The 25919-nt window shown below is 59.9% G+C and carries 24 protein-coding genes; 16 read left to right on the top strand and 8 right to left on the bottom strand.

Annotated features, from left to right (window positions below):
• Position 1 precedes the first annotated feature (1 nt).
• The 3 genes from VMY05_02755 to VMY05_02745 form a co-directional block, all read right to left on the bottom strand.
• Positions 2-2992, bottom strand: coding sequence for a PEP/pyruvate-binding domain-containing protein (locus tag VMY05_02755; GenBank protein ID HUV30001.1), 2991 nt, complete (start codon positions 2990-2992; stop codon positions 2-4).
• Positions 2993-3125: 133 nt separating this feature from the next.
• Positions 3126-4487, bottom strand: a complete 1362-nt coding sequence (gene gdhA / locus VMY05_02750; GenBank protein HUV30000.1) for an NADP-specific glutamate dehydrogenase — start codon at positions 4485-4487, stop codon at positions 3126-3128.
• A 192-nt stretch (positions 4488-4679) separates the two neighbouring features.
• Positions 4680-5375: a response regulator transcription factor gene (locus VMY05_02745; GenBank protein HUV29999.1), complete on the bottom strand. Its 696-nt coding sequence runs from the start codon at positions 5373-5375 to the stop codon at positions 4680-4682.
• Here VMY05_02745 and VMY05_02740 point away from each other — a divergent pair.
• The 10 genes from VMY05_02740 to VMY05_02695 all read left to right on the top strand — a co-directional run bounded on the left by VMY05_02740 (position 5374) and on the right by VMY05_02695 (position 16033).
• Positions 5374-7593 (top strand): alkaline phosphatase family protein, encoded by a 2220-nt coding sequence (locus VMY05_02740; GenBank protein HUV29998.1) that lies wholly within the window; start codon positions 5374-5376, stop codon positions 7591-7593. The two genes, VMY05_02745 and VMY05_02740, sit on opposite strands and share 2 nt — an antisense overlap.
• Positions 7594-7792: 199 nt before the next feature.
• Positions 7793-8446 carry a TetR/AcrR family transcriptional regulator gene (locus tag VMY05_02735; protein ID HUV29997.1) on the top strand — a complete coding sequence of 218 codons (654 nt, stop codon included), beginning with the start codon at positions 7793-7795 and terminating at the stop codon, positions 8444-8446.
• A complete protein-coding gene (locus VMY05_02730) occupies positions 8443-9741 on the top strand; it encodes a TolC family protein (GenBank protein HUV29996.1) in 1299 nt (432 codons plus the stop codon). The genes VMY05_02735 and VMY05_02730 overlap by 4 nt, the downstream gene beginning before the upstream one ends.
• Position 9742: 1 nt before the next feature.
• Positions 9743-10630: an HlyD family efflux transporter periplasmic adaptor subunit gene (locus VMY05_02725; protein ID HUV29995.1), complete on the top strand. Its 888-nt coding sequence runs from the start codon at positions 9743-9745 to the stop codon at positions 10628-10630.
• Positions 10627-11541 (top strand): ABC transporter ATP-binding protein, encoded by a 915-nt coding sequence (locus tag VMY05_02720; GenBank protein HUV29994.1) that lies wholly within the window; start codon positions 10627-10629, stop codon positions 11539-11541. The genes VMY05_02725 and VMY05_02720 overlap by 4 nt, the downstream gene beginning before the upstream one ends.
• Positions 11538-12284, top strand: coding sequence for an ABC transporter ATP-binding protein (locus VMY05_02715; protein HUV29993.1), 747 nt, complete (start codon positions 11538-11540; stop codon positions 12282-12284). The genes VMY05_02720 and VMY05_02715 overlap by 4 nt, the downstream gene beginning before the upstream one ends.
• Positions 12277-13383 carry an ABC transporter permease gene (locus VMY05_02710; GenBank protein ID HUV29992.1) on the top strand — a complete coding sequence of 369 codons (1107 nt, stop codon included), beginning with the start codon at positions 12277-12279 and terminating at the stop codon, positions 13381-13383. The genes VMY05_02715 and VMY05_02710 overlap by 8 nt, the downstream gene beginning before the upstream one ends.
• 2 nt (positions 13384-13385) lie before the next feature.
• On the top strand, positions 13386-14498 hold the full coding sequence (locus VMY05_02705) for an ABC transporter permease (protein HUV29991.1): 1113 nt from the start codon (positions 13386-13388) through the stop codon (positions 14496-14498).
• A gap of 127 nt (positions 14499-14625) precedes the next feature.
• Positions 14626-15114: a thioredoxin-dependent thiol peroxidase gene (gene bcp / locus VMY05_02700; GenBank protein ID HUV29990.1), complete on the top strand. Its 489-nt coding sequence runs from the start codon at positions 14626-14628 to the stop codon at positions 15112-15114.
• Positions 15115-15133: 19 nt separating this feature from the next.
• Positions 15134-16033 carry a TIGR01777 family oxidoreductase gene (locus VMY05_02695; GenBank protein HUV29989.1) on the top strand — a complete coding sequence of 300 codons (900 nt, stop codon included), beginning with the start codon at positions 15134-15136 and terminating at the stop codon, positions 16031-16033.
• A 58-nt stretch (positions 16034-16091) separates the two neighbouring features.
• Here VMY05_02695 and VMY05_02690 read toward each other — a convergent pair whose 3' ends face one another.
• On the bottom strand, positions 16092-17570 hold the full coding sequence (locus tag VMY05_02690) for an RtcB family protein (protein ID HUV29988.1): 1479 nt from the start codon (positions 17568-17570) through the stop codon (positions 16092-16094).
• 50 nt (positions 17571-17620) lie between these two features.
• A complete protein-coding gene (locus tag VMY05_02685) occupies positions 17621-18046 on the bottom strand; it encodes an archease (protein ID HUV29987.1) in 426 nt (141 codons plus the stop codon).
• 175 nt (positions 18047-18221) lie between these two features.
• Here VMY05_02685 and VMY05_02680 point away from each other — a divergent pair, with 175 nt between their 5' ends.
• The 6 genes from VMY05_02680 to VMY05_02655 all read left to right on the top strand — a co-directional run bounded on the left by VMY05_02680 (position 18222) and on the right by VMY05_02655 (position 22680).
• Positions 18222-18548 (top strand): metalloregulator ArsR/SmtB family transcription factor, encoded by a 327-nt coding sequence (locus VMY05_02680; GenBank protein ID HUV29986.1) that lies wholly within the window; start codon positions 18222-18224, stop codon positions 18546-18548.
• A 76-nt stretch (positions 18549-18624) separates the two neighbouring features.
• Entirely contained in the window at positions 18625-19923 is a 1299-nt protein-coding gene (locus VMY05_02675) for a permease (GenBank protein HUV29985.1), read from the top strand.
• Positions 19924-19936: 13 nt separating this feature from the next.
• Entirely contained in the window at positions 19937-20176 is a 240-nt protein-coding gene (locus tag VMY05_02670) for a thioredoxin family protein (GenBank protein HUV29984.1), read from the top strand.
• 65 nt (positions 20177-20241) lie between these two features.
• Entirely contained in the window at positions 20242-20763 is a 522-nt protein-coding gene (locus VMY05_02665) for a nitrophenyl compound nitroreductase subunit ArsF family protein (GenBank protein ID HUV29983.1), read from the top strand.
• The gene (locus VMY05_02660; GenBank protein ID HUV29982.1) at positions 20763-21455 is read left to right on the top strand and encodes an aromatic aminobenezylarsenical efflux permease ArsG family transporter; all 693 of its coding nucleotides are present in this window, start codon (positions 20763-20765) and stop codon (positions 21453-21455) included. Before VMY05_02665 ends, VMY05_02660 begins: the two co-directional genes overlap by 1 nt.
• 316 nt (positions 21456-21771) lie before the next feature.
• The gene (locus VMY05_02655; protein ID HUV29981.1) at positions 21772-22680 is read left to right on the top strand and encodes a mechanosensitive ion channel family protein; all 909 of its coding nucleotides are present in this window, start codon (positions 21772-21774) and stop codon (positions 22678-22680) included.
• Between the two features lie 37 nt (positions 22681-22717).
• Here the strand turns inward: VMY05_02655 and VMY05_02650 are convergent, their stop codons facing one another.
• From VMY05_02650 to VMY05_02640, 3 genes are all read right to left on the bottom strand, one after another.
• On the bottom strand, positions 22718-24742 hold the full coding sequence (locus VMY05_02650; GenBank protein HUV29980.1) for a S9 family peptidase: 2025 nt from the start codon (positions 24740-24742) through the stop codon (positions 22718-22720).
• Positions 24743-24898: 156 nt separating this feature from the next.
• Complete coding sequence (locus VMY05_02645) at positions 24899-25429, bottom strand: nucleoside-triphosphatase (GenBank protein HUV29979.1); 531 nt, start codon at positions 25427-25429, stop codon at positions 24899-24901.
• Between the two features lie 19 nt (positions 25430-25448).
• Complete coding sequence (locus VMY05_02640; protein ID HUV29978.1) at positions 25449-25652, bottom strand: DUF6485 family protein; 204 nt, start codon at positions 25650-25652, stop codon at positions 25449-25451.
• Positions 25653-25919: the final 267 nt, after the last annotated feature.

The following is a 25919-nucleotide window of genomic DNA, read 5'->3' as shown; positions in this document are numbered from 1 at the left end:
CTCACTCGGAATACTGATTTCCGGCCTGATTCACAACTCCCGGCTTGAGAATGACACCCTTATGCTGGTGGCCGTTCATCTTGACCACCAGCGGCTGGTCGAAATAAAGGTGGCGCGTGTATGCTTTCCGGTTGGCGGTCCTCTGCTGCAGCAGCCACGACCAGTCAACAAACCCGTCGCCGATGTCGACCGAGAAGTAGCCGACCATGAACGATGTGATATTCTGGAAGAAATGCGAACCCTGCGACGGCACGACCCGCAGATCGGCAAAACCGGCTTCAATGATGACACGGGCACCTGAAATCTCATCCCAGCCCACGGGAATACCCAGCCAGGGATCAGAGGATCCCCAGCGGCCGACACCGATGAGAAGGTAAGGCCGGCCTTTGTCGGTAAGGACGGCGTTGTAGATGCCCACCTCCCTGGCCACCTCACGGCTCCGGGAACGCTCGAACGCCTCCGTGTCCACCATAACGACATCGTGAATGCCGTCAATCAGGCCGTTGCCCAGGACCTGCGAACACTGGCAGATGCAGTCCCCGGGGTCGATGCCTTCGACGTCGACGTCGTCGGACTCACGGCTCTGGACGAGCGGCCGCATCTGGAGAAGCGCAAACTCCTTGGGCTGGCCCTCGGGGACCTGGTAACTGACCGCAAACTCCATCTCCACCGGTGAGCTCATGCCCCAGCTCCCCAGATCGAGCGAGAGGCGAAGTATCTCCGGCAGGGGAAACAGGCCGTTCTTCAGGATTGGCGCAAAGGTAACCAGCCGCGTGCCCGGGCGCGCCAGACCGTCGTACACGGCATTGTTTTCCGCCGAATGGGTCGACGCCACCGGGGCCAGGGTGTTGTCCATCTCGGCCGTCTCGAGTCCGTACTTGCGCAACTGAATCTCACGGCTGAGATCAGGCCGTCCGTCCGGTTTCTCCAGTTCCAGGGCATAGAACTGTTTCTGTGAGTACTCCAGAGTGCTTTCGATGTCCGAGAACTGGATCAGGTGCCTGGGATAGCGGGGACAGAAGCGCACGGCCAGGCCGCCTTCAGCCACCGTCTTGCCGAGTCCCAGGGCGACCGAGGCGATGCCGTCGGAGGCGGACATGGGCGGTGTCGGATAGAAATTGTGCGAACGGGCGACGCCTGAGAAATCAGGGTAGAATCGCCGCTCATGCCGGTTGCCGACAAGCCTCTGGAGAATCACCGCCATCTTCTCCTCCTCGAGGCGGTAGGGGGTGGCCCGCATGTAGTTCTTGGCATGGTGCGAAAAGGTAGAGGCGTACACCCGCTTGATTGCAGCAGCCAGTTCTTCCAGTCTGACAGTCATGTCCCGGTGGGTGTTTGGCAGCATATACGTCTTGTAAACGCCGGCGAACGGCTGGTACTTGGAATCCTCCAGAAGACTGGAGGACCGCACCGCCAGCGGAAACCGGATGACCTCCAGGAATTCCTGGAGTTGCTTGATCACCGCCTCGGGGAGCCGAGCCTCGAGAAACCGCCGGTATATCTCCTCGTCGTCAGTCGACTGGATAGCGAAGCCATACAGACGGTTGCCCGCCACGAACTCATCGAACACGTCGGTACCGATCACCACCGCCGCGGGAACGCCGATCTGGACGCCGGCAAAACGGTTGCGGATACCGTAGCTGCTCAGCAGTGAGTTCACGAAGCCAAGCCCGCGCGCCTTGCCGCCGAGCGAGCCTCCACCGATCCGGGCGAAACTCGAGGTTATGTCAAAGCTCTGAATGTCGAAGTCCGAAACCAACCCCAGTTGCTGCTCCCGGCGAAAATCACGCAGCGAACCTATCAGCGAACGGCGCAGTTCCTCCGTGGTTGCATAATCGCTGGCCCGCTGGGGCCGTAGCTTATGGGCCAGCCAGAACTCCGTCCTGGCTTTCAGCCAGTTGGAAAAGTGGTTTCGTTCGGAATGATACAGCAGCGACTCGTCCGGAACGGTGTGAAGTTTCTCCTCGAGAGATTTCAGATCCGTTGCCCGACCCGCCTCGCTGCCGTCAGGAAGGCGGAAGATAAAGTCACCGAAGCTGAAGTGTTCTTCCATGAACCGGCTCAGTTCGTGCAGCAGCAACGGCGAGGTCTTGATCAGGAACGACAGGTTCATTTCCCGGGCGACTTTCTTGAACCGAGGCGAGTCCGATTGCAGGAGAATGGGGATGTCGAAGTGCAGGGCCTTTACCGCCTTGGCAAAGCGGATCCCGGCCTCCGGGTCAAGCTGCCCCTCCCGTGGGAATTCGATATCCGCTACAACGCCGAGAACGCTGTCTTCGTAGCGCTTGTAGTAAGCCCACGCCTCCTCGTAGGTAGAGCACAGGAGTATTTTCGGGCGGGCCCGCATGCGCAGCAGCTTATGCGAGATATTGACGCCTTCGGAGATAAGATTCTGGGTATGGCGGACCAGCTCGGTGTATATCATCGGCAGGAACGACGAGTAGAAGCTGACGTTGTCTTCAATTACGATGATCGACTGCACGCCGACGGACCGCGTGTCGTGGTCGAGATTCTGACGATCTTCAATGTACTTGATGATGGCGATGAGGATACGATGGTCCCCGTGCCATATGAAAACCTTGTCAAAGACGGAGGCATCATACCGGGACGTCATTTCGGTCAGTTCCCGGTTGTCGTACGTCAGAAGCACGACCGGCACCTTGAGATCCTCCTGCTTGATGCCCGCGGCCAGTTCAAAGGCGTTCATGTCGCCAAGGTTCATGGTCGTAATGATGAGGTCAAAGCGATCCTGCTCGCGGGCCATCCTGATCGCCTCCGCACCGCTGGCGACGCGCGTCAACCCGGGCGCGTGGGAGAGATTAAGGTCAATATACTCGGAGAGGATCATCTCGTGCAAGCGGCCGTCCTCCTCGAGGATAAAGGAGTCGTACAGGCTGGACACCAGCAGAATCTCATTGACGCGGTAGCGCATGAGATCCTGGAATTCCTGGAAGCGGCGGACGTACTTACGCCCTGTTACCTGTTCGTCCAATCTTCCCTACCGCGTTTCCGAGTGAACAGTTGCCGGGCCGGGTTGCGGAGGATAGCACGGCCATATCGGCCAAAATACAAAACGGAATGGCCGAAAGCCACTCCGTTTTGCTATGGAAGGGCAAAGGCCGGACTCACACGACTCCCTGGTCCATCATCGCATCGGCAACCTTGAGGAAACCGGCGATGTTGGCTCCGTTGACGTAGTTGCCCGGCGTTCCAAACCGCTCAGCGGCCTGGACACACGCCTGGTGAATACTCTTCATGATAAGTCTCAGGCGGTCGTCCACCTCTTCACGCGTCCAGCCGTACCGCATCGAGTTCTGGGCCATCTCAAGGCCCGAAACGGCGACACCGCCGGCGTTGGCCGCCTTGCCCGGGCCGTAGAGAATCCCGCGCTCGAGAAACAGTTTCACGCCCTCAGGCATCGTCGGCATGTTGGCTCCCTCAGAGACGACGTACACACCGTTGTCCAGCAGATTCCGAGCGTCCCTGGCGCCGATCTCGTTCTGGGTGGCGCTGGGGAAGGCGCAATCCGCCTTGTGATTCCACAGCGGATTGTAGTCCAGACCCGGGTCCAGGGTGGCATATGTCGCTGCCGCGAATTTCTCGGCGTACTCCTTGATACGACCGCGACGAACGTTTTTGAGCTCTTTGATGAAGGCAAGCTTGTCACGATCGATACCTTCAGGGTCATGCACGTAGCCGCCGGAATCGGAAACGGTGAGCACGTTGGCTCCCATGTCCAGCAGCTTTTCGGTCGTAAACTGGGCAACGTTGCCGCTGCCGGAGACAAGGCACGACTTGCCCTCAAGTGTCTCGTTGCGACTGGCCAGCATCTCGGCGGCAAAATACACCGAACCGTACCCGGTGGCCTCGGGACGAATAAGTGAACCACCCCAGTTGAGACCCTTGCCGGTCAACACACCCGTGAACTCGTTTCTGATCTTTTTGTACTGCCCGAACAGGAAGCCGATTTCTCTGCCGCCGACGCCGATATCACCGGCCGGGATATCGGTGTTAGGGCCGATATAGCGCTGCAGCTCCGTCATAAAGGCCTGACAGAACCGCATCACTTCGTTGTCACTCTTGCCCTTGGGATCAAAATCCGAACCGCCTTTGCCGCCACCTATCGGTAAAGTAGTCAGGCTGTTCTTGAAAACCTGCTCGAAAGCCAGGAATTTCAGTATGCCCAGGTTAACCGACGGGTGGAAACGGAGACCTCCCTTGTAGGGACCGATGGCGCTGTTCATCTCGATCCGTATACCCCGGTTGATGTGAACCTCACCCTGATCGTCCACCCACGGGACGCGAAATATGATGACTCGCTCCGGCTCAATAATCCGCTCCAGGATCCTGGCTTTGCGGTACTCCGGGTGCTTGTCGAGCACGAGCGTCAACGACTCAACGACTTCATGGACGGCCTGGTGAAACTCCGGCTCTGCGGGGTTCTTGGCCCTCACCTCTGACATGACTTCATCTACATAAGCCGCCATCGAATACTCCTTGCTATGCCATTAGCCGTTTCTGTCGTTTTGCACCTTCCCGCTGCGCGGGGCGGTCGATACGATCCCGTAAATCTATGCAATAACCCGAGTCCGACAATAGGGATAAGACCCCATTCTGACGAGGAAAAGTACCTAAATGCGTCCTGAACGGACAACCGCTCCGGTCATCCGGTCATGCGCTCAGGGCTGAATGATGTGGTTGCGAATACAGTACTTGACGATGTCCGTTACGTTCTTGGCGCTGAGTTTCTTCATGATTGAGGCCCGGTGAGTCTCGGCCGTCTTCGGCGAGATATTCAATACCTCCGCAGCTTCCCTGGTCGAGTATCCATCGGCCAGCAGACGTGACAGCTCTTTCTCGCGCTGCGTCATAATCCCGCCCGGCTGCTGCTCTTTGACAAGCGGTTTGACATACTCGGCCACCATGTCCTGGCTGGCCGGTCCGGAAATATAAAAGTCTCCCGCCGCCGCTTTCCTCACGGCGTATATCAGTTCCTCAAACTCGCAGTCTTTCAGCAGGTACGCGCGCCCGCCGGCTTCGAAGGCTTCGCGCATATGATTCTCGTTCCGGTGGTCGGAAAGAAACAACACCTCTGAGCCGGGGTACATACTCCGAATACGGCGGCAGGCGGCCAGGCCGTCCAGCACCGGCATGAGAGCATCCATGATAACGAGATCCGGCTTCAGGAGAGCCGTTTGCTCCACGGCCTCACGGCCGTCGGCGGCTTCGCCGGCCACTTCGACCCCCTCTTGTTGCCCCAAAAGCGCGGCCAGGCCGCGGCGAAACAGCCTTTGGTCGTCAGCGATAAGGATACGTATCATCTTGGATTGCATGAGAACCTGCCAGCCGGGAAAATAGCACTCGAAGCCGCCCATGGCAACTGTTTGCCCTTCCGAACTGCCGGCCCTGGCCGGCCGGGCCCACGGCAGCACGGACCTGCATCACCCGGCCATCCAAATCGATTGCCTGCTGCCGGACCGGCAGTTATACTGCGGCGCCCGTAAGTCCAGCGGGAAAGTCACTGACCAAAGGATTGGTTTGTACACTCGATGTATTGTCCTGGTGGCGGATGGCGGTCGAGCTGACCTGACCCAGCAGTTGCTCGAAGCCGGCCGGCTGCCGAATATCAAGACCCATATCACTGACCGGGGCTGCTACCGCACGGCGCTGTCGGTATTCCCGAGCACCACCGGGCCGGCGCACATCCCGTTCGTATCCGGCCTTCACCCGGGCACGGCCAACGTACCGGGCTATCGCTGGCTGTGCCGACGCACGCATGACGCCAGGCGGCGAGACGTCTACCGCCATCGCAGCCTTAATAGCCCTCGCGGTCTCATGCTGGGCCGGGACATGGACCCGGAGAAATCCATCTCCCTGTTCGAGTATTTCGACAAGCCCAGTTCCATCCTTGAGTTGGTCGATTACTGCCCCAACCAGCATCTCTACAAGCTGATCGCACGCCGGCTGTATCGCATCGTGCGTGCCCACGGCAGCGACGACTGGGACCCCGTTGACCGGATGGTCGAACGCCTGGTGATCGAGCGGATCCGCGCCGGCAGCCATTGCATCATCGCCAGCTTCTTCGGCATCGACGAATACTCGCACCTGTACTCCCCCTTTCACGACAAGACCGTCGGCGCCTACGAGACAATTGACCGCGCCGTCGGGAACATTGCCGACGTGCTCAAGCAGAACGGGTCCTACGACGAGACCATTCTCGCCGTGGTCAGCGATCACGGCCTCTCGGCGACCACCGTCCATATTCCGCTGGTCGATCTGGTCAAGGCTCATGAGTTCAACCCTTACTACTATCCGAAACTGTACCGCAGCCGGCATGACAGCGCCGTCATGGAAAGCGGCAACGCCATGGCACAGATCTATTTCAAGCGCGGCGAGAAGTGGGGAGCGCACTGGCAGTACGACGAGATGATGAACGATTCACGCATCGGCCGACTGTTTCGAACGCTCGTCAACACCGACGGGGTCTCGTTCGTTGCCGCCCGGGCGGGCGAGAACGGCATAATCTTCGCCGGTAAACGGGGCCGCCTTCGGGCCGTTCGAAACGACGGCCGGTACGAGGTGACCGTCGAGGATGACAACCCGTTGCGCGAGCACCCTGCCGGCACCTTTACCGCCGACGAGTTGTTTCGCCTGACGTACTTTCATACCTATCCCGACGCCGTCAACCAACTGTTCATGCTGCTGGCCAGCCCCCGAAGCGGCGACGTGGTGCTCAGCAGCGAGCCGTCGTACGATCTGCGCCTGCAGCACGAGGACCCGGAACACCACAGCTCGCACGGCTCCCTGCACCGTGAGCACATGCTCGTCCCCCTGGCCCTGAGCGTACCGTTCAAAGACGATTACGTGTACAATTATGACCTCGTGCCGACCATTCTGGCCCTGACCGGCCGGCAGCCCGCCCGTCCGCTAGACGGCCGCGTGCTGCAAATCCAGGACGGCCACATGCTCAGACCGCAGGCCGCTGATGAGGCGGCCGTGAGGAAGGAAAAAGACAAACCCGGCCCGGAGGAGAAAAACGGGCTCTCGTCCGTCGTCATCACCATCGGAATAATCCTGACCGGCCTCATACTGGTCGGATTGTTCAAGGAGCCGATCAACGCCTTCGGCCTCGACCTGATGACCCGCTACGGCCAGCAGTGGGTGGACGTGATTCTCTTTCTGGTGACCGCCGTTTCCTCGACGCCGCTGGCCCTTCCGATCTGGGGCTACGCCGTGCTGGGAATCGCCCTGGGATATAATATCTTCCGGCTGGCTTCAGTGATGGCCGTCGGCTCGGCGTTAGGATCATTCGTCACGTTCTCGCTGGGCAGATACTTCGCCGACCGGCCCTGGGTCCAAAAGCGTTTCCCCAACATACGCCAACACCCCTGGACACGGGGAAAGTCGAAGAAATACGTGACCCTGATCCTGTTTCTGGGCACGGCGTCACCGATACCGTGCGACGTCCTGTACGTAGCCTGCGGCGCCAAGCGGTTCCCGGCACTGCTGTTTCTGGTCACCATGGTGGCCGCCCGTTTCGTGCGGTATGTGTACCTGGGTTACGGTTTCGCTTACTTCAGCAAATGGATCTAAGCCTGCAGCCAAGCTTGTCGAAACTGAGAAAACGGAATTGATACTCGCAAATTACCGGCTGTCAATATACCTAACTCATTGCTTTGTAAATCATTAAGACCAGCCGGAAACGCGTCTGTCCAGGCGGAGGAAAACCGCTTGACACGAGTTGCAACAGTCGTATATTAACTAACAAGTCAGTTTAACTTACTGGTTAGTTATGAACAATGCAAAACCACCCTTACCGCTCGATCCTGACACCGGCCCGTCCCTCTCCACCCGCGAGAGAATCATCATTGCGGCCCGGGCTGAGTTTGCCCGTCACGGACCGGCCGGGGCGCGAGTGGAGCGGATTGCCCGTAACGCCGGTGTCAACAAGGCGATGATTTACTACCACTTCAACTCGAAAGATCAGCTTTACCAGGCCGTCTTTGAGCACCATTTCGAGATCATCAGCCAGCGACTCAAGAGCCGACTGGCCGAGCCGGAGACGGTTGAAGACACGTTGCGGGCGGCAACTGATTTCTGGGCCGAGACATTTTCCGAAATGCACGAATTCCGCTCCCTCGTCCTGCGCGAGCTGGCCCGCCCGTCCGAGGAAGTCATCGGCCGAATCGCACAGTTGATGTCGGCGTCCGGCCTGCCACAGGCGATTCAGCAGACCTTCGCCGAGGAAACGGCCGCCGGCAGGTTTCGCCGTGCGGATCCTCGCCAGGCGTTAACGTCATTCCTGACCATGAATCTCGGCTACTACTTCCTGGCCCCGATCATCGACCGCGTCCTGCAGATCGATGACCACGAGCAGTTTGTCGGCGAACGCAAAGAGGCCGTGGTCGACCTCTTTCTGAACGGTATGAGAGCGAGGCAGCCATGAGATACGTGCTTGTGGTTCTCCTGCTGATAATCGGCGCCACGCCGGCGGCGGCCCGTGACCTGTCTCTCGGGGAGGCGCTCACACTGGCCCAGCAGCACTCTCTGGCGCTGAAGAAAGCCTCAGCCGAAACTCAGGCGGCCCGGCAATCGCTGCAATCAGCTCTCGCTGAAAGACACCCGACGCTGTCCCTGACCGCGCTTGCCCTGTACGTTGACGACATCGCTACACTCGACATCGACCTCTCGCCCGGCCCGTCGTTCTCACGTCAGATTGGCACCAGGGAATCCTACCAGACGGACATCCGCGTCGGCGTACCGCTTTACACCGGCGGGCGAATAAGCGCCGGCATCGGCGGCGCCCGCTCTGCGCGTGATTACTACGTTGCCCTTGAGCTGGCCGGCCTCGATCGGGTCCGCTACCAGGTCCGAAAGGAATATCTGACCCTTCTGGCGGCACATCGGCTTGTCGAGACCGCTCTGGCCTCGTTACAGCGCACCAGGATAATCAGCACGGACATCACGGCCATGTACAAGGCGGGGGCGGCCGATTCCGTCGATCTTCTTCAAGCACGACTGGCCGTGACCCAGGCACAGTTCGGTCACGAGCGCGCCCTGATCGAACGGCGGTCGGCGGAAATTCGCCTGCTGGTCCTTCTCGGGCTTGATCCGGGTGAACCGTTAAACCTCACAACCTGGCCCGGTCCCCCCGTGCTGCCGGAAGAGCCTCAACCCGTCCCGGCGACCAGGCCCGAGCTTCTGGCCGCCGATGCCGGCATCCGCCTGAGTGAGTCCCGCGTTGATCTTGCGGCCTCCGAATACCTCCCGAACCTGTCGGCTTTTGCCGGGTACTCGTACGGCAGGCCCAACCTTGATCGGTTCAACAATACGTGGAACGATTACTTCACGTTCGGTGGCCAACTGTCATGGTCTTTGAATCTCTTCAAGAACCGGTCACGGCGCTCAGCGGCTTTTCACGGCGTTCAAGCGGCAAGGCGGGAGCGTACTCGACTGGGCGAGCAACTCGATGTCCAGGCCCGACTGGCTTACGAGCAATTGAAACTCAGCCACATCAGGTACCTGTCCGCTCGCGACGAGTACGAAATCACGTCGGAGAGCTACCGGCTCGCCTGTGAGAAACATAAGGAAGGACTGCTCTCCTCCAACCGGCTGCTGGAAATCGAGACGACCCTTACGGCGGCCCAGTCCAATTTGGCCGCCGCCCTGGCGAATTTCTATATCGCGGCTGCCGAGTACTACTATGCCATCGGCTCGGACGAACTTGAACGAGGTATGTAGAATGTTCCATGTGAAGAATATCATCACCCTTGCCGTCCTGTACACGTTTGTTTCGTGTGGCGGGCTGGGCGATTCCTCAGGCGGTTCCGGTCTGGTCGAAGCCGATGAAGTCATCGTCTCGGCGGAAACATCCGGGCAGATTCAGGCCGTCTTCTTCGGTGAAGGCACGGCGCTGAAGGAGGGAGACACGCTGCTGGTAATCGACGGGAGCCGACTTGAACTGCAAATGGCTTCCATGCGGGCGGGGCGCGAGGTTGCAACGGCCAACCTGGAGACCGCTCGAATCAAGGTGCAGCAGGCCACCGAGGCCGAAGAGTACGCCAAGTCTGAATTCGAGCGTGCCAGCCGCCTGCTCAAATCGGGGACCGCCACTCAGAAGCAGTTCGAACAACTCCAGTTCGAGCATTCGCAGGCCGTATTGTCAAAGCAGGCGGCTCTCGCCAATGTCAGAACCCTCGACGCCGAGATCAAGAAGCTCGACAGCGACATCGACCGCTTTGCCCGCGAGTTGAAAGACTGCTACCCACTGGCGCCGCTCTCCGGGACCGTCACCGAAAAGTACATCGATGCCGGCGAACTGCTGGCCGTTGGCAGGCCGGTGGCCAAAATTGTTCGTCTTGACACTGTCTGGGTTAAAGTGTACCTGCCCGCCGCGACATTCGCCAATGTGGTTTCGGGCACCGGCGCCAGGATCAGCACCGAGACCGGAGGCCGTGAGTACGACGGCACGGTCGTCTGGACCGCCGATGAAGCTGAGTTTACACCCAAGAACGTGCAGACGGCGGAATCAAGAGCGGGTCTGGTCTATGCCGTCAAAGTGAGGATTCCCAACACCGACCGTCGGCTCAAAGTGGGAATGCCGGTATTCGTCTCCCTGGAAATACCATGAGTTACGTGTCGGCCCAGGAGTTGTGCCGGACGTATGGCCAGGTTGCCGCCCTCGACCGGTTCACGCTTGACGTTCATCAGGGAGAGATTTTCGCCCTGGTCGGCCCGGACGGCTCCGGGAAGACTACCCTTATCCGCATCCTGTGCGGACTGCTCAGCCCCGACAGCGGAACGGCCATGATCGCCGAGCACGACGTCACCAGGCAATTCGACCACATAAAGCCGCTGCTCGGTTACATGCCGCAGCAGTTCTCGCTGTATCCCGACCTGACGGTGGAAGAAAACCTGGTCTTTTACGCCGGCATCTATGGCGTCACCGGTGATGCCTATCGGCAAAAAAGGAAGCTGCTGTACGAGTTCTCCAACCTTGGTCCGTTCACCGACCGTCGGGCGGCGGATCTCTCCGGAGGAATGAAACAGAAACTGGCCCTGTCATGCGCCCTGGTCCACGATCCCCGCCTGCTGATTCTCGACGAGCCGACCACCGGTGTCGACCCTCTCTCGCGGCGCCAGTTCTGGGAGATCCTGCTTACGCTTCGAAGCCAGGGCGTGACGGTACTTGTCAGCACACCGTACATGGACGAAGTCGCCCGGGCCGACCGCGCCTGCTTCGTGCTGGGCGGCAGGAAACTCACACAAGGAACACCGCAAGATCTTTCCGCCGAGTTCACCGGGCGCATCTTCTACCTGGATCGCGAACCGACCACGCGGCTTGTCGAACAGGTGAACCACATAGAGGGCCTGACGGGGCGTCGCTTCGGCGCCGGCCTGCACCTGTACATCGGCCCGGGCCAAGCCATTGGGAATTATGTGGATGCCCTGGGCAGGATCGGTGTTGAAGTGGCCGAACTCACGGCCGTCGACCCCTCGCTCGAGGATCGCTTTATCCAGTTGATGGAGGGCGCCTCGTGACTGACAATACGATCGTGCGCATCAGCGATCTCACCCGCCGATTCGGCACGTTTACGGCCGTTGACCGCGTCTCACTGACCGTCCGGCGCGGGGAGATTTTCGGATTTCTGGGGGCCAACGGGGCCGGCAAGACAACGGTCATCCGCATGCTCTGCGGCCTGCTCATGCCCAGTTCCGGCGCGGGTACGGTGGCCGGGTACGACGTCCGTAAGCAGCCTGAACTGATAAAGCGCTCGATCGGGTACATGTCACAGAAGTTCTCGTTGTATCCCGACCTGACCGGTGGCGAGAACCTGCGCTTCTACGGCTCCGCGTACGGGTTGAACCGGTCGACCGTCGATCGCCGCGTGGCCGCCCTGTCCGACCGGCTGGCCCTTCACGGCTTCCTTGACAGGACTGCGGGTTCCCTTCCGGTGGGCTGGCGACAGCGACTGGCCCTGGCCGCCGCGATGCTGCACCGGCCCGAGATCCTCTTCCTTGACGAACCCACCGCCGGCGTGGACCCGGTCTTCCGCCGCACCTTCTGGGGAACCCTCTACGAGTTGGCCGACGAGGGCGTCACGGTCTTTGTCACCACCCACTACATGGACGAAGCGGAGTACTGCGGCCGGATCTCAATCATGCACTGCGGGAGAATCATCGAGCTGGGCAAGCCGCTCGAACTCGTCAAAGAGCACCGGGCCGTCACCCTCGAGGATATGTTCGTGAGCCTCATTGAGTCTCAGGACCAATGCAATGCATAGAATCCGCTTCATAGTCCGCAAGGAAATCCTCCATATCCTGCGTGACGTGCGTTCCCTGATCATCGTCATCGCCATGCCCATCATGATGACGTTTCTCTACGGCTACGCCATCAACCTGGACATCGAGAACGTTACCATATCCATTGTCGATTTCGATCACTCGCGTGAATCCCGCGACCTTACGGGCAGTTTCTACAACTCGCCGCACTTCAGCAGGCCGAAAGTTCCAGTGGATCCGCTCGATCCGGAGTCAATTCTTCGGTCCGCCCGATCCAGCGCCATCCTCTACATCAAACCGGGATTCGGGCAGGCGCTCGGAAACGGTGAGGAGCATACGCTGGGCATGACGATCGACGGCTCGGACGCCATCCTGGCGGCCGCGGTGCAAAGCTATTCGAACGTTGTCCTGCGGGATTTTCTGCTTGAGCGCGTGCCACATGGTGTGCCGGTACCGGGCATCATGATCTCGCCGCGCGTCTTTTACAATCCCGACCTGAAATCGGCGCATTTCTTCGTTCCCGGCCTGGTGGCTATCCTGATGATGATGATCTCGGCGCTCCTGACTTCAATCACGATCGCCAAAGAAAAAGAGACCGGCACCATGGAACAACTTCTCACGGCGCCGGTCCGACCGTCGGAAATCCTCGTCGGCAAGCTGCTCCCGTACATCCTGATCGCGCTGCTCGACGGCATTCTGGTTCTGGTTTTTGCCAAGGTCGTCTTCGGCGTGCCCTTTGTCGGAGCGCCATTGTTGCTTCTCGGATTCGGTCTGGTCTACGTGGCCGCCGCGCTCTCAATCGGCATTCTGATCTCATCCCTCGTGGCCACGCAGCAGGTGGCGATGATGATCGCCCTGCTGACCACCATGCTCCCGTCCGTAATGCTGTCGGGCTTTATATTCGCGGTGAAAAACATGCCCGTACCGTTGCAGGCGGTCAGCTATCTCATCCCGGCCAGGTATTTTGTGGCCATCATTCGAGGCATCATGCTCAAGGGAGCCGGCGCCGACGTTCTCGCCGTTCACGGCCTGGGGCTCGTCGTATTGATGGCTTCGCTGCTGCTAGTGGCCGGACGCAGATTCAAGACGAGGGTGGACTGATCATGCGGCGAGCGTACCTCGGCCTGATCCGCAAGGAATTCATCCAGGTCTGGCGTGACCCCAAGATGCTGGGAATCATCTTTGCCATGCCGGTCGTGCAACTCCTGCTCCTCGGCTATGCCGTCAATGTCGACGTCAAGAACATCACGCTCGACGTATACGACTTCGACCGCAGCCGAACGTCGCGGGAACTGGTCAGCGCCATGAAAGCCGGCGACTACTTTCTCCCGACCGAAGAGGCGTTCGTGCGAGAGGCGACTCCCGTCTGGGATCTGGACGCTCGTTTCAAGGACGGCTCGGCGGAAATGGCCCTTATCATCTCCAACGGTTTTTCGTCCGGGCTTGCCAGGGGAGACAGCGTAACGGTGGGTGTTCTGGCCGACGGTGCGGATGCCAACTCCGCCCGTACGGGCCTGGGGTACTGCGCCCAGATCGTGAACCGATACTCCCGCAGGGTGACCGGCGTGAGTCCGCCCGTGGAGATCCGACACCGGTTCCTGTACAATCCGGAGGCGGAGTCGGTCAACTACATGGTGCCGGGGATCGTGGCCACGCTGTTGATGATGGTGACGGTTATGTTGACGTCGATGGCGATTGTCCGCGAACGCGAAACGGGCACGCTGGAGCAACTGATGGTCACACCGATAAAGGTGCACACGCTCCTGCTGGGCAAGCTCACCACCTTTGCCATTCTCGGGCTTTTCGAGGCGACGCTGGCCCTGACGATCGGGGTGCTGTGGTTCGGCATTCCCTTCGTCGGCTCCCCGTTGCTGCTGTTTGCCCTGGCCGGCCTCTTCCTGCTCACGACGCTCGGGATGGGTATGTTCTTCTCCACCATCACCTCGACCCAGCAGCAGGCCATGTTCCTAGCCTGGTTCTTCGCCATCTTCGCCATCCTGACGTCCGGCTTTTTCACCCCCATCAGCAACATGCCCCCGCTCATCCAGCGCATCACCTACCTTAACCCGATGCGCTACTTCATGAGCATCATACGCGGTATAATGATGAAAGGGGCCGGCCTGGTCGACCTGCTGCCGGAGATCGGGGCGCTCATCGTATTCGGCGCGGTCATATTCAGCTTTTCCATGATACGCTTCCACAAGCGAGTCGGCTGACGCCGACACGACGCCGGGCCCGCGTCCCGGCAAAACACGGGGCTTGATTTGTGAACAACCACGGCCTTGATTGTGTTAAGACCTTACAGATCCCGTCTGAGCTATCAAAACATGAGAAAGGACCACGATGAGTACATCGGATAATCAGATACCCGCTGCGGGTACCGGCGCGCCGGACTTCACGCTGCCCGGCCAGGACGGCGCCGACGTCTCGCTGACCGACTTCACCGGAAAGTGGGTGGTGCTCTATTTCTACCCCAAAGATGATACGCCCGGATGCACCACCGAAGCGTGCGACTTCACGGCAGGCATCAAGGCCTTCGAGAAACTCAACGCCGTGGTGCTGGGCGTCTCACCTGACTCCGTCGCCAGCCATCAGAAATTCACCGCCAAGCACAAGCTGGACCTGACGCTCCTGAGTGACGAGGACAAGAGCGTCCTCCGCAAATACGGCGCCTGGCGCCTCAAGAAGATCTATGGAAAAGAAATGATGGGGGTTGCCCGCAGCACGTTTCTGATCAGGCCCGACGGTACCATCGCATACGTGTGGAGTGATGTGCAGGCCGCCGGGCACGCCGACGAGGTGAAAGAAAAGCTGGCCGAGCTGTCGCAGTAGCCCGGCGAGGAGGGCGGACGTGAGAATTCTTGTCTCGGGATCAACCGGATTGATCGGATCGGCGCTGGTGAAGTCATTGGCCGGTCGGGGACACGAGATCACGCGGCTGGTTCGACCCGGCCGGGCAGTGGTCCCGGGTTCAGTAATGTGGGACCCGACCTCGGGCCTGTTGGAGTTGAAACCGCTGGAGGGATTCGACGCCGTAATCCATCTGGCCGGAGAAAACGTGGCCGCTCAACGCTGGACGCCCGAGCAAAAACGGCGCATCCGTGACAGCCGTGTTCGGGGCACGTCGCTGCTGTGCAGCCGGCTGAAGGAACTGGCCAATCCCCCGGCCGTCGCGGTCCTGGCCTCGGCCGTGGGTTATTACGGGGACCGCGGTGACGAAGAGCTGACCGAGGATGCCACCCCCGGGGACGGCTTTCTGGCCGATGTCACACGAGAATGGGAAGAGGCGTCAGCGCCGCTCGCCCACACCTCCATCAGGGAAGTCAGGCTCCGAACCGGCACGGTTCTATCAACTGGGGGCGGCGTGCTGCCGAGACTGCTGCCGCTGTTCAAGTCCGGGCTGGGCGGAACACTCGGTACGGGGCGGCAGTACATGAGCTGGATTGCCATCGACGACCTGATCGGGATAATCGACTTCGCCATGTCCGGTCACAGCATGTCCGGAGCCGTCAACGCGGTGGCGCCGCATCCGGTGACAAACAGGGAATTCACCAGGGCGCTGGCAAAGGCGCTCGGCCGACCGGCCCTGCTTGCAGCACCCCGATTTGCCCTCAGGCTCATCTCGGGCGAGATGGCCGATGATCTCCTGCTGGCAAGCACGCGGGCGGTGCCCGTGAAGCTGATAGAGGCAGGTTACCGTTTCATGCACCCCGAACTGAAGAGTGCCCTGGACGCTTTGTTCGGAAAGTAATCGGCCGCGAACACACTGCCGCCTGCCCTGCCGGAGACGTGCGGGCGACGGCCGCTCGTTACCCCTTGACGACGCCAAGTGGACGGAACCGGGCCACCCTTCGGGCGATACCGGACCTGTGAGACACGTCTACCACGTTGTCGATGTTCTTGTACACGCCCGGTGCCTCCTCGGAAATGCCCCGCCGGCTGGCTGCCTTGAGGTAAATGCCCTTCCGTCGCATCTTTTCCAGGACCTCGCTGACAGGGAACTGCTTCATTGACTGGCGGCGGGACATCAATCGCCCGGCCCCGTGACAGGAAGACCCGAACGTTTCCTTCATGGCCGTCTCGGTGCCGACCAGCAGGTAACTGGCCGTGCCCATGTCCCCCGGGATCAACACCGGCTGGCCCACCTCGCGGTAGTCGCCCGGAAGCACCAGGTTTCCGGGGCCGAACGCCCTGGTGGCCCCCTTTCGGTGAACGTACAGCCGCCGCATCCGACCGCCCACTTCATGCTCCTCGAGCTTGGCAATGTTGTGCGCAATGTCGTAGACCATCCGCAATTCAAGGCTCCTGGCCGACTTCTGCATCACCCGTTCGAACGACTCCCTGACCCAGTGAGTGATCATCTGTCGGTTCGCCCACGCGAAATTCGCACCGCACTTCATAGCCGTAAAATACCGCTGTGCCTCCGGCGATGAAGCCGGCGCACAGGAAAGCTCCCGATCCACCAGGGGGATGTTGTACTTCTGATTGGCGTGACGCATCAGGTCAAGGTAGTCGGTGCAGATCTGGTGGCCGCACCCGCGCGACCCGGTGTGGACCATAATGGTCACCTGCCCGACTTCGAGAATCCCGAACGCCGCGGCAGCGACCGGATCGTAGATCTGGTCCACCTGCTGTATCTCGAGGAAATGGTTCCCGGCGCCGAGTGACCCCAGTTGCGGTGCACCCCGCTTCTTGGCGCTGTGGCTCACCACCGAAGGGTCGGCCCCTTCGATGCAGCCGTTCTCTTCTATCCGCTCAAGGTCCTCTTCCCATCCGTATCCCTGGGACACGGCCCATCTCGCGCCGTTTATCAGGACGCCGTCAATCTGATCGATCGTGAGCTTCACGCGCCCGCCCACGCCGACACCTGAGGGAATGTTGGTGTAGAAGGTATCGATCAACTTCGTCAGACGGCTCTTGATGTCTTCGGCGTGCAGACTTGTACGGATCAGGCGAACGCCGCAGTTGATATCATAACCGACACCCCCCGGCGAGATAACACCCTCGTCGGCATCGAAGGCCGCCACGCCGCCGATGGCGAAGCCGTACCCATGATGGATGTCCGGCATCGCAAACGAGTTCTTGACTATGCCGGGCAGGGTCGCCACGTGCGCCACCTGGTCGGGCGAGTTGTCGGCGGTGATGCTTTCGACCATCGTCCCATCGGCATAGATCAGCCCCGGAACCCGCATCGACAGGCCGTGCTGCTTCATCGACTCGCTCTGGTAGTCCATTGGAATCTCGTACCGGCACTCACCGACTTTGTGGAGTTTTCCCTGCCAGGCCATAATCACTTCCCGTGTCTGAACATTTCAATCACACCGGCCGCGGGGTTCGATCAGATGTCGAACAGCACCTGGACGTAACCGGGTTTGGCCGGCGTGCCGTCAACGATCTCCATCATATGATACGATACACCTTTGACCTGTGTGCCGCGACCATGCTTTTCGGGCACATATTTTTCGCCGCGGACCACGGCCGTCAGGTGACGTTCATCTTCGAGCGATACCTGAAACCTGCCGAAGACCCACCCGTCAGCCTCGTGCAGGACAATCAGCTGCGACAGGAAACCGACAAGCAGACCCTCCCGGTCGAGCGACTCGACGCTCAGAGATATCTCCTCTTCCGGCTCTACTGTTGTAGAGCCGTCCGTAATGATCGCAAACATCGCCTCGGCGGCGACAGCGAACGCTTCCTCGAGCGACCGGCCATACGCCTTGATCGCGATATCCGCCGTGTGGTCAATGAATTCAAACCGTCCCATACACGCCCGAAAGCTCCACCACAAGGTACGGCCGGCCGGCTGCGGGGGTCAAGAGCCAAAGAAATCAGCCCCGGCCCTGCAAGAAAGGATCTTCGGCGGTTTCAAAACCGCTTGCGCCTGTCTGGCTATTTGGCTATATTGCCAAATAGTGAATTCAAGTTAAGGGAAACCGACGATGCAGCCACGGAAATATGCCCACTATGAAGCCCGGGCCCGAATTATCAAGGCCATGGCCCACCCGACGCGGCTTTTCATAGTCGACGAACTCTCCCGCCGGGAGAGGTGCGTCCATGAGTTGACCGACATGATCGGGGCCGATACGTCAACGGTCTCCAAGCACCTTTCGGTCTTGAAGAATGCCGGCATTATCGAGGACGAAAAACGCGGGTTGCAGGTACACTACCGGCTGAGAACGCCCTGCATGCTGAATTTCTTCAGTTGCGTGGAAACCGTGATCAAGTCAACGGCGAAGGAGCAGAAGGCCCTCGCTCGCAAGCTATAGCACCTTGGTGCACCCGGGCGTTGAACAGGCTAACAAAGGGATTGGCGTACCGGCGAACCGGAAGCCGCACAGCAACATGAACTGGAAGAACGAGTTAAGACCGCTCACCCTGATTACGGCCGTTTTCTTGGTCTGCTTTTACCTTCCGGTCGGCCAGACGCGCTTTGACAACGCCATCTCGGAGGCGCTCGCGCTCGTCAAGTGGTATGCGCGAGAACACGTGATCCTGTGTCTTATCCCCGCCTTTTTCATCGCCGGCGCGATTGGTGTTTTTATCAGTCAGACGTCGGTCATGAAATACCTCGGGGCGGGCGCCCGGAAAGTCCTGGCCTACGGTGTGGCCTCGGTATCCGGCACCATTCTGGCCGTCTGCTCGTGCACCGTTCTGCCGCTGTTCGCGGGCATATACCGCATGGGCGCCGGGCTCGGCCCCGCGACCACGTTCCTGTACTCGGGTCCGGCGATCAACATCCTGGCCATCATCCTTACCGCCCGGGTCCTGGGCCTGCAACTCGGTGTGGCTCGCGCCGTCGGAGCCGTGGTTTTCAGCATCGTTATCGGCCTGCTGATGCACGCCTTCTTCAGGCGCGAAGAGATCGAAAAAGTGAAGGCACAACTCGGAGCTGAAGAGCCGCAAGTCAAACGATCCCTGTGGCAGAACGCCCTGTACTTTGCCGCCATGGTGGCCATACTCGTTTTCGCCAACTGGGGAAAGCCCGAGGCGACGTCAGGTTTATGGTACGCCGTTTACTCGTCCAAATGGGTCATTACATCCGCCGTCGCCGTTATTCTGGCCGTCATGCTGGTAATCTGGTTCCGGCTGAGGTGGTGGAAAGTACTGGCAGCCACGGCACCGCCGGCCGTTCTCGCGCTGACCGTTCCGCACGAGCCGCTCATACCGTTCGCCGCCGCCGTGATAGGCCTGTCCGTCATCACCGGCAAGAGCGGCGGCGAGACCGAAGAGTGGTTCGACCAAACGTGGGGATTCGCCAAACAGATATTGCCGTTGCTGTTTATCGGAGTCGTCGTGGCCGGGGTTCTTCTCGGCCGGCCGGGACAGGAAGGCATCATTCCGTCCGAATGGATCAGCCGGTCGGTGGGAGGCAATTCACTCGGCGCCAACCTGTTCGCGTCCGTGGCCGGGGCGTTCATGTACTTTGCGACCCTTACCGAGGTCCCCATATTGCAGGGCCTGATAGGAAACGGTATGGGCAAAGGGCCCGCACTGGCCCTGCTCCTGGCCGGTCCCGCCCTGTCGCTGCCGAACATGCTCGTCATCCGGAGCGTGATGGGTACGAGAAAGACAGTGACGTTTGTGACGCTGGTGGTGGTGATGGCCACCATCACCGGCATGATATACGGAGCAATTTCGTGAAAGGAACCAGAGGATGACGAAAATCCAGATCCTCGGACCGGGCTGTGCCAGATGTGTGAGACTATACGAGGCCGCGCAGGAGGCCGCCAGAGACCTGGGGCTGCAGTGCGAGTTCGAAAAGGTCACCGACATTCAACGGATAACCTCGTTCGGCGTGATGATGACGCCCGCCCTCGTCGTGGACGGCGATATCAAGGTCAGCGGTAAAGTCCCGTCGGTCGAGGAGATCAAGAAAATCCTGGCGCCGGCGTAGCCGCGTGCCGCGTTCGCAGAAACGACCTCGAACAGATAGTGAGTAAATGGAGAGGAGTCTAAGGTATGAGATCCTGGTCACCTGTCGCAGCCATAGTCCTTGCCCTGATCTTTGCCGGAGCATCGCACCTTGTGGCCGACAACCCGGACCCGCAACCGGTAACACCGGCCACTCAGGAAGTATCGGCGGCGGCCGATTCAGCCGGTGCCTCGACCGACACGGCACAGGGCAAACAGCCCGATACCGTTTCGCCCAGCGTGGTAGCGTATTATTTCCACGGCAACCGGCGGTGCTCAAACTGCCGGAAACTCGAGGCGTACTCCCGGGAGGCCATCGAGACGGGATTTGCAGACGAACTGAAAACCGGCGCCTTGGAGTTCCGGGTCATCAACACCGACGAGCCCGAAAACAAGCACTACATCGTTGACTACCAGCTGTATACAAAATCGCTCGTGATTTCAGACGTGGTGAACGGCGAGCAGGCGAGGTGGAAAAACCTCCAGGGAGTGTGGCAGTATCTCGGCGACAAGGCGGCGTTCCTGAAGTACGTAGAGACTGAGGTTCGCGCTTACTTGAGAAAAAGCTGATGGATCCCTTCCTGCTGGGTGCCGCCTCCGCCTGCTGGCTCGGCATTCTCACGTCAATCAGCCCCTGTCCGCTGGCCACGAATATCGCCGCCATCTCGTACGTCGGCAAGCGCGTGGACAGCCCGTCGCTCGTCCTGCTCTCCGGCCTCATGTACATGGCCGGCCGGGTGCTGGTCTATCTGGTTCTGGGCATCCTGTTGGTGGCCAGCCTGCTGTCCGTGCCGGAACTGTCCTACTTCCTGCAGAACAACATCAATGCGGTCCTGGGACCCGTCCTGATAGTGGCAGGCCTGTTCCTGCTGGAGGTAGTGCGCCTGAAGTTCGCCGGCCCGGGCATAAGCCGGAGAATTCAGGAGCGTGTTGCCGGCTGGGGACTCTGGGGAGCCCTGTTGCTGGGGATCGTATTCGCCCTGTCGTTCTGCCCGATCTCGGCGGCGCTCTTTTTCGGGAGTCTTATTCCCCTGGCCGTCAAACAGGGATCGCGGTTCATTTTCCCGTCGTTGTATGGACTGGGGACCGGCTTTCCCGTGTTCATATTCGCCATCCTGATTGCTTTCGGGGCGCACTCCATTGGCAGGGCCTTCAACAGGCTGACCCAGTTCGAGCTCTGGGCCCGGCGGGTCACCGGTCTCGTTTTCATCGTGGTCGGCCTGTATTACACGCTCGTGTATGACTTCGGCCTGCCGCTGTAAGTCTTACGGTACTGCTGCATTTCCCGCCCGGGCGCCGCTGCGGCAGCGGCCGTTGACGGCCGGCATTCCCGCACGCAGATTCAATCGGCACCGGTTCGAGATCAGAGCCTGCCCGGCCGGCTGTCGCTCACGTCCTGCTTTCGAGCGGGCCGACAGGCCATGCATGTTGCATTGTGTTTGAAAAGCGGCAGCCGTAAATTGGCGCGTGAAGGTTTCAACGACCCCATGTCCGGCGAGACGGTCGCTGCCGGCCGCGGGGTCAGCGTTGAACGTAAGGCCTGTCCGGCAGGACTAATCACTTGGCAAGGAGAGTGTGATGGACATTCATGCAGTGCTCGACCGGCTTGTCGCATGGCTCACCACTACCGGCCTGCGCATTTTCGTCATTCTGGTTCTCGCGCTGGTGGCGACCAGTGCGGCGAAGTGGCTGTCGCGACGGCTTCTCACTGTTTTCGGCAAGGTGAAGCTCGACGTTGAGATGCAGAAGCGCGCCGACACCCTCAGCTCGATGATACGGCACCTCTTGACGGTTACCATCCTGGCCGTGGCCCTGGTCATGGTTCTCGGAGAGGTAGGCATCGAAATCGGGCCTATTCTGGCCGCCGCCGGGATCGTCGGGCTGGCCGTCGGATTCGGCGCTCAAAACCTCGTCCAGGACGTTATCAGCGGGTTCTTTATTCTCCTTGAGGATCAGATCCGGGTGGGAGACGTCGTCCAGATCGCGGGCAAAGGCGGCCTGGTGGAGAAGGTGAACCTCAAGATGACCGTCCTGCGGGACCTGGCCGGCAACGTGCATTACGTTCGCAACGGCCACATCGACATCGTCACCAACATGACCAAAGAGTTTTCCCAGTACGTTTTTGACATCGGAATTGCCTACCGCGAGGACGTGGATGAGGTTATCTCCATCATCAAGGAAGTCGACGCACAGTTGCGGGAAGACCCGCAGTTCAGGGATGACATCCTCAGACCCATGGAGGTGTTCGGCCTTGACCAGTTCGCGGACTCGGCGCTTATCATTAAGGCCCGCACCACCACCAGGCCGATAAAGCAGTGGCGCATTGCCAGAGAGTTCAACCGGCGCCTCAAGAAGGTCTTCGAGGAAAAGAATATCGAGATCCCCTTCCCGCACGTCACCCTGTACATGGGTGAAGACAAGCAGGGCCGGGCGGCACCGATGCACGTGTCACTGAAGCGCGACGGCGCGGGCATATCATCGGGCTAACTGGTCATAGACAGCCCTGACCACCGGTTACTGTGGTTCACCTGGGCGTCAGCCATCGCGCCAGCCATTCGAACTGCTTTTCATAGACGTAGCGGAGGTTGCCGAGCTTTTGCACCTGGTGGCCTTCGTCCGGAAAACAGAGAAGCCGGGACGGCACACCCATCCTCTGAAGCGCCGTGAACATCTGCAAACCTTCGCTGAGGTCAACGCGGTAATCGCCTTGCCCGTGGATCACCATGGTGGGGGTCCTGAAGCTTTCCGCGTACGTCAGCGGAGATGACCGCACGTACTCCTGCCGGTTCGTCCACGGCGTGCCGTCAAATTCCGATTCCGGGAACCACAACTCATCGGTTGAGCCGTAGTTACTGAGGTGATTGCTGGTCCCGTCAACACTGACCAGGCACGTGAACCTGTCGGTATGGCCACAGATCCAGTTGACCATGAAACCGCCAAACGAACGTCCCAGAGCGGCCATCCGCGATGAGTCTACGTACGCAAAGTTGTCGACGACGTAATCCACACCCTTCATCAGGTCCTCGAAATCTCCCTTTCCCCAGTTGCCGGACACGTATTCCTTGAAGGTTCGGCCGTACCCGATACTGCCGTGGGGATTGACCTGCACCACCACGTACCCCTGGGCGGCCACCAATTGGGTATTCCAGCCGTAATAGTTGAAATCACGCAGCCAGCACCATTGCGGTCCGCCGTGAATGAGCAGCACGAGCGGATACGTGCGGGTCGGATCGAAGCCGGGTGGTGTGGTAATGAAACCCTGCACGGAGTCACCAAGCGCCCCGGCAAACCAGAAGTCGTCGGCGCGGCTCATCTTCAGCTCGCCCGCTATGTTGTCCGTGAAGCGGGTCAGACGAGTCAACGAGCGAGTGTCCAGGTCAAACCGGTACAACTCACCCGGCTGGTCGGGAAGCGATCTGTGAACGACCAGGTACTTTCCGTCCGGAGACATGCACAAGTCACCGTAGACCGCGCTGTCAAGGAGCATCTCCATCCCGCTGGATTCGATTTCGACCCGCCAGATCTTCCTGAACCCGTGCTCAATGGCGGCAAAATAGATATAACGCGAGTCCGGCGACCATGCGTACTCGCCCACCGAACGGTCAAACGCCGACGTCAGGTTTATCTCGCCGGAATCACGCCGGTTGCGAATCACGAGGTCATACTGGTCGGACTCGTAGGCGGCCCGCTCCGTCTTGTGGAAGGCAAGGTACCGTCCGTCCGGCGAATACCGCGGCGAGACTTCCTGACCCGGGTAGGCAGTCAACCTGACCGGTTCGCCCTCCGGCAGGCGGACCACCCAGAGGTCGTTGTTTACGCACACCGCCGGCATCGAGTCGGCGCTCATGGAAAAACAGGCTTCTTCTCCGTCGTGGGAGAAAGTGAAGTCACCGTAGCCGCCGAGAAGGGAGGTCGGCGCGTCAAACGGACCGGCAACCGGCATTTGACGAGCCTTGCCCGAATGATGCGTAAGAAACAGCTTGTTTATCCGTCCATCATCCCAGTGATCATAGCGGCGGAACAGCAGACGGTCGTACAGCCGAGGCTGCTCAGGATTTTCCTCCTGCCACGCCAGGCGAGCCCGGTTGCAACTGTCGGTCCGACAGTCCGGAAAGACGCGGGACACGAGCATGAGGTTGTCGCCCGACGGAGAGCAGGCGAATTCCTCCACGCCGGTGCCCAGGTCTGTAACTTGCCCGGCCTCACCTCCCTGTATCGGCAGGAGCCATACCTGGTCATCGCCCCCGCGATCGGAGAGAAACAGCAGTGACCGACCGTCGCTCGACCATCGCGGGTGCCAATTACTCGACGGCCCGAACGTGAGTTGCCGCAGATCGTCGCCGACATCGCTCATGATCCACAGGTGGCTCTGGCTGGTATTGTTTCCCAGGTCCGCCGTATTCAGGACAAACACGACTCGCTCTCCGTCCGGCGATATCTGCACATCTTCGCACCGTGGAAGGCCGTACAGGTCGTCAAACGTGATTGTTCTCGCCGAGAGCCCCGGGCAGGCAATAACGCCGATCAACAGGATAACGGTCAGCCTCATATGTCGCAATTCTCCCTACCTTGTCTGCGAAACGAAGTGATAATACATAGCGTCAGCTCATGACTTAAGTCAACTGAATCCTGCCGTGCCCGCAGTTGAGAAAACCGTCATCCTCAGCTAAGACCGGATTCGGGTCCTTCCCCGGGCGCACGCCCGTCAACGAAGGATGTGCTGTTCGAGATAGGCCACAATTTGAGCATGCAGAGAATCCCTGTTATGTCGCGTCATTTCGAAGAGGACTGCGTCGGGCCGCCGTTTCGTCGCCTCCATGATACCGCCGCCCTTCAGTGCGATAGTGGCCAGCAGGAGCTTCTCCGATTTCAACAGCCGGTCGAGGAGGTCTCTGAATCCGGCCGACAGGCACTCCATTTTTCCTATTTCATCGATTATCACCAGCCGGTCGGCCGTGCCGAGCAAACCCATGCCGTCGAGAAATTCTTCAAACCCCGGGACATCCACACGATACTTGCCCACTCGGTGCGGGCTCGCAATATCCGTGTGCGACAGAACGCTCTTCGCGCCGTCCAGACCCACGAGCGCGAATCCCCGGCGGACGCCGCGCTCCCGTATCTCTTCGGTGTAGAAGCCGACCGGATGAAGTGAGCGCAGGCTCCGGCACAGCGACCTGATCAAGGTCGTCTTACCCACCCCCGGAAGGCCGGTGATAAGAACGTTGGTTTTGACCATCTCGTCTTGACGCGAACGGTTACAATCTGTGCTCAGCTACCAGCCGCGCGAAATGCTGAAACGACCGATCGTACGTTCGCTCAGCGTCATCCGGAAAACAACATGCAGGCAGTTCCCGGCTCCTCAGGTGATACCTCAGGCAATCGCAGCACATACCCTTGCGCGAGCACGGCTCGTAACTGCAATTGCAGGCATCCAGATTCTGCTGCTGTTTGCACTCCATAGCGGACTCCTAAAGCTGAGAATCGATCAAACCCGTATGCTCGCGCCGTTCAGGTTCGCGTTGGTCTGTCAGCCGACGGCGGCGATCTGAACCGCAGCCAGAAGCCGTCTTCCATCAGAACCGGTTGCTAAAGCCCTGACGACGACTCAGCGTGGACCTAATGTAAGACATTTACCTGGCTGGAGTAAGTGCAAATGTTTCCGTTCAGGAGATTGGAGACCGTGCGGACGGAAAGACCGTCCTCACCGCGTTAAACGGCCGGAGTAA

Source organism: Acidobacteriota bacterium, from assembly GCA_035529075.1.
Lineage (GTDB): Bacteria > Zixibacteria > MSB-5A5 > GN15 > FEB-12 > DATKXK01.
Note: the sequence above shows the minus strand (reverse complement) of the source record. Positions and strands in the feature narration are given on the sequence as shown.

Bases quoted from the DNA above. Each gene is read 5' to 3' on its own strand.
- gdhA (HUV30000.1), bottom strand. From the start codon at position 4,487: ATGGCGGCTTATGTAGATGAAGTCATGTCAGAGGTGAGGGCCAAGAAC.
- VMY05_02740 (HUV29998.1), top strand. From the start codon at position 5,374: ATGGCAACTGTTTGCCCTTCCGAACTGCCGGCCCTGGCCGGCCGGGCC.
- VMY05_02745 (HUV29999.1), bottom strand. From the start codon at position 5,375: ATGGGCGGCTTCGAGTGCTATTTTCCCGGCTGGCAGGTTCTCATGCAA.
- VMY05_02735 (HUV29997.1), top strand. From the start codon at position 7,793: ATGAACAATGCAAAACCACCCTTACCGCTCGATCCTGACACCGGCCCG.
- VMY05_02730 (HUV29996.1), top strand. From the start codon at position 8,443: ATGAGATACGTGCTTGTGGTTCTCCTGCTGATAATCGGCGCCACGCCG.
- VMY05_02725 (HUV29995.1), top strand. From the start codon at position 9,743: ATGTTCCATGTGAAGAATATCATCACCCTTGCCGTCCTGTACACGTTT.
- VMY05_02720 (HUV29994.1), top strand. From the start codon at position 10,627: ATGAGTTACGTGTCGGCCCAGGAGTTGTGCCGGACGTATGGCCAGGTT.
- VMY05_02710 (HUV29992.1), top strand. From the start codon at position 12,277: ATGCATAGAATCCGCTTCATAGTCCGCAAGGAAATCCTCCATATCCTG.
- VMY05_02705 (HUV29991.1), top strand. From the start codon at position 13,386: ATGCGGCGAGCGTACCTCGGCCTGATCCGCAAGGAATTCATCCAGGTC.
- bcp (HUV29990.1), top strand. From the start codon at position 14,626: ATGAGTACATCGGATAATCAGATACCCGCTGCGGGTACCGGCGCGCCG.
- VMY05_02690 (HUV29988.1), bottom strand. From the start codon at position 17,570: ATGGCCTGGCAGGGAAAACTCCACAAAGTCGGTGAGTGCCGGTACGAG.
- VMY05_02685 (HUV29987.1), bottom strand. From the start codon at position 18,046: ATGGGACGGTTTGAATTCATTGACCACACGGCGGATATCGCGATCAAG.
- VMY05_02680 (HUV29986.1), top strand. From the start codon at position 18,222: ATGCAGCCACGGAAATATGCCCACTATGAAGCCCGGGCCCGAATTATC.
- VMY05_02675 (HUV29985.1), top strand. From the start codon at position 18,625: ATGAACTGGAAGAACGAGTTAAGACCGCTCACCCTGATTACGGCCGTT.
- VMY05_02670 (HUV29984.1), top strand. From the start codon at position 19,937: ATGACGAAAATCCAGATCCTCGGACCGGGCTGTGCCAGATGTGTGAGA.
- VMY05_02665 (HUV29983.1), top strand. From the start codon at position 20,242: ATGAGATCCTGGTCACCTGTCGCAGCCATAGTCCTTGCCCTGATCTTT.
- VMY05_02660 (HUV29982.1), top strand. From the start codon at position 20,763: ATGGATCCCTTCCTGCTGGGTGCCGCCTCCGCCTGCTGGCTCGGCATT.
- VMY05_02655 (HUV29981.1), top strand. From the start codon at position 21,772: ATGGACATTCATGCAGTGCTCGACCGGCTTGTCGCATGGCTCACCACT.
- VMY05_02650 (HUV29980.1), bottom strand. From the start codon at position 24,742: ATGAGGCTGACCGTTATCCTGTTGATCGGCGTTATTGCCTGCCCGGGG.
- VMY05_02645 (HUV29979.1), bottom strand. From the start codon at position 25,429: ATGGTCAAAACCAACGTTCTTATCACCGGCCTTCCGGGGGTGGGTAAG.
- VMY05_02640 (HUV29978.1), bottom strand. From the start codon at position 25,652: ATGGAGTGCAAACAGCAGCAGAATCTGGATGCCTGCAATTGCAGTTAC.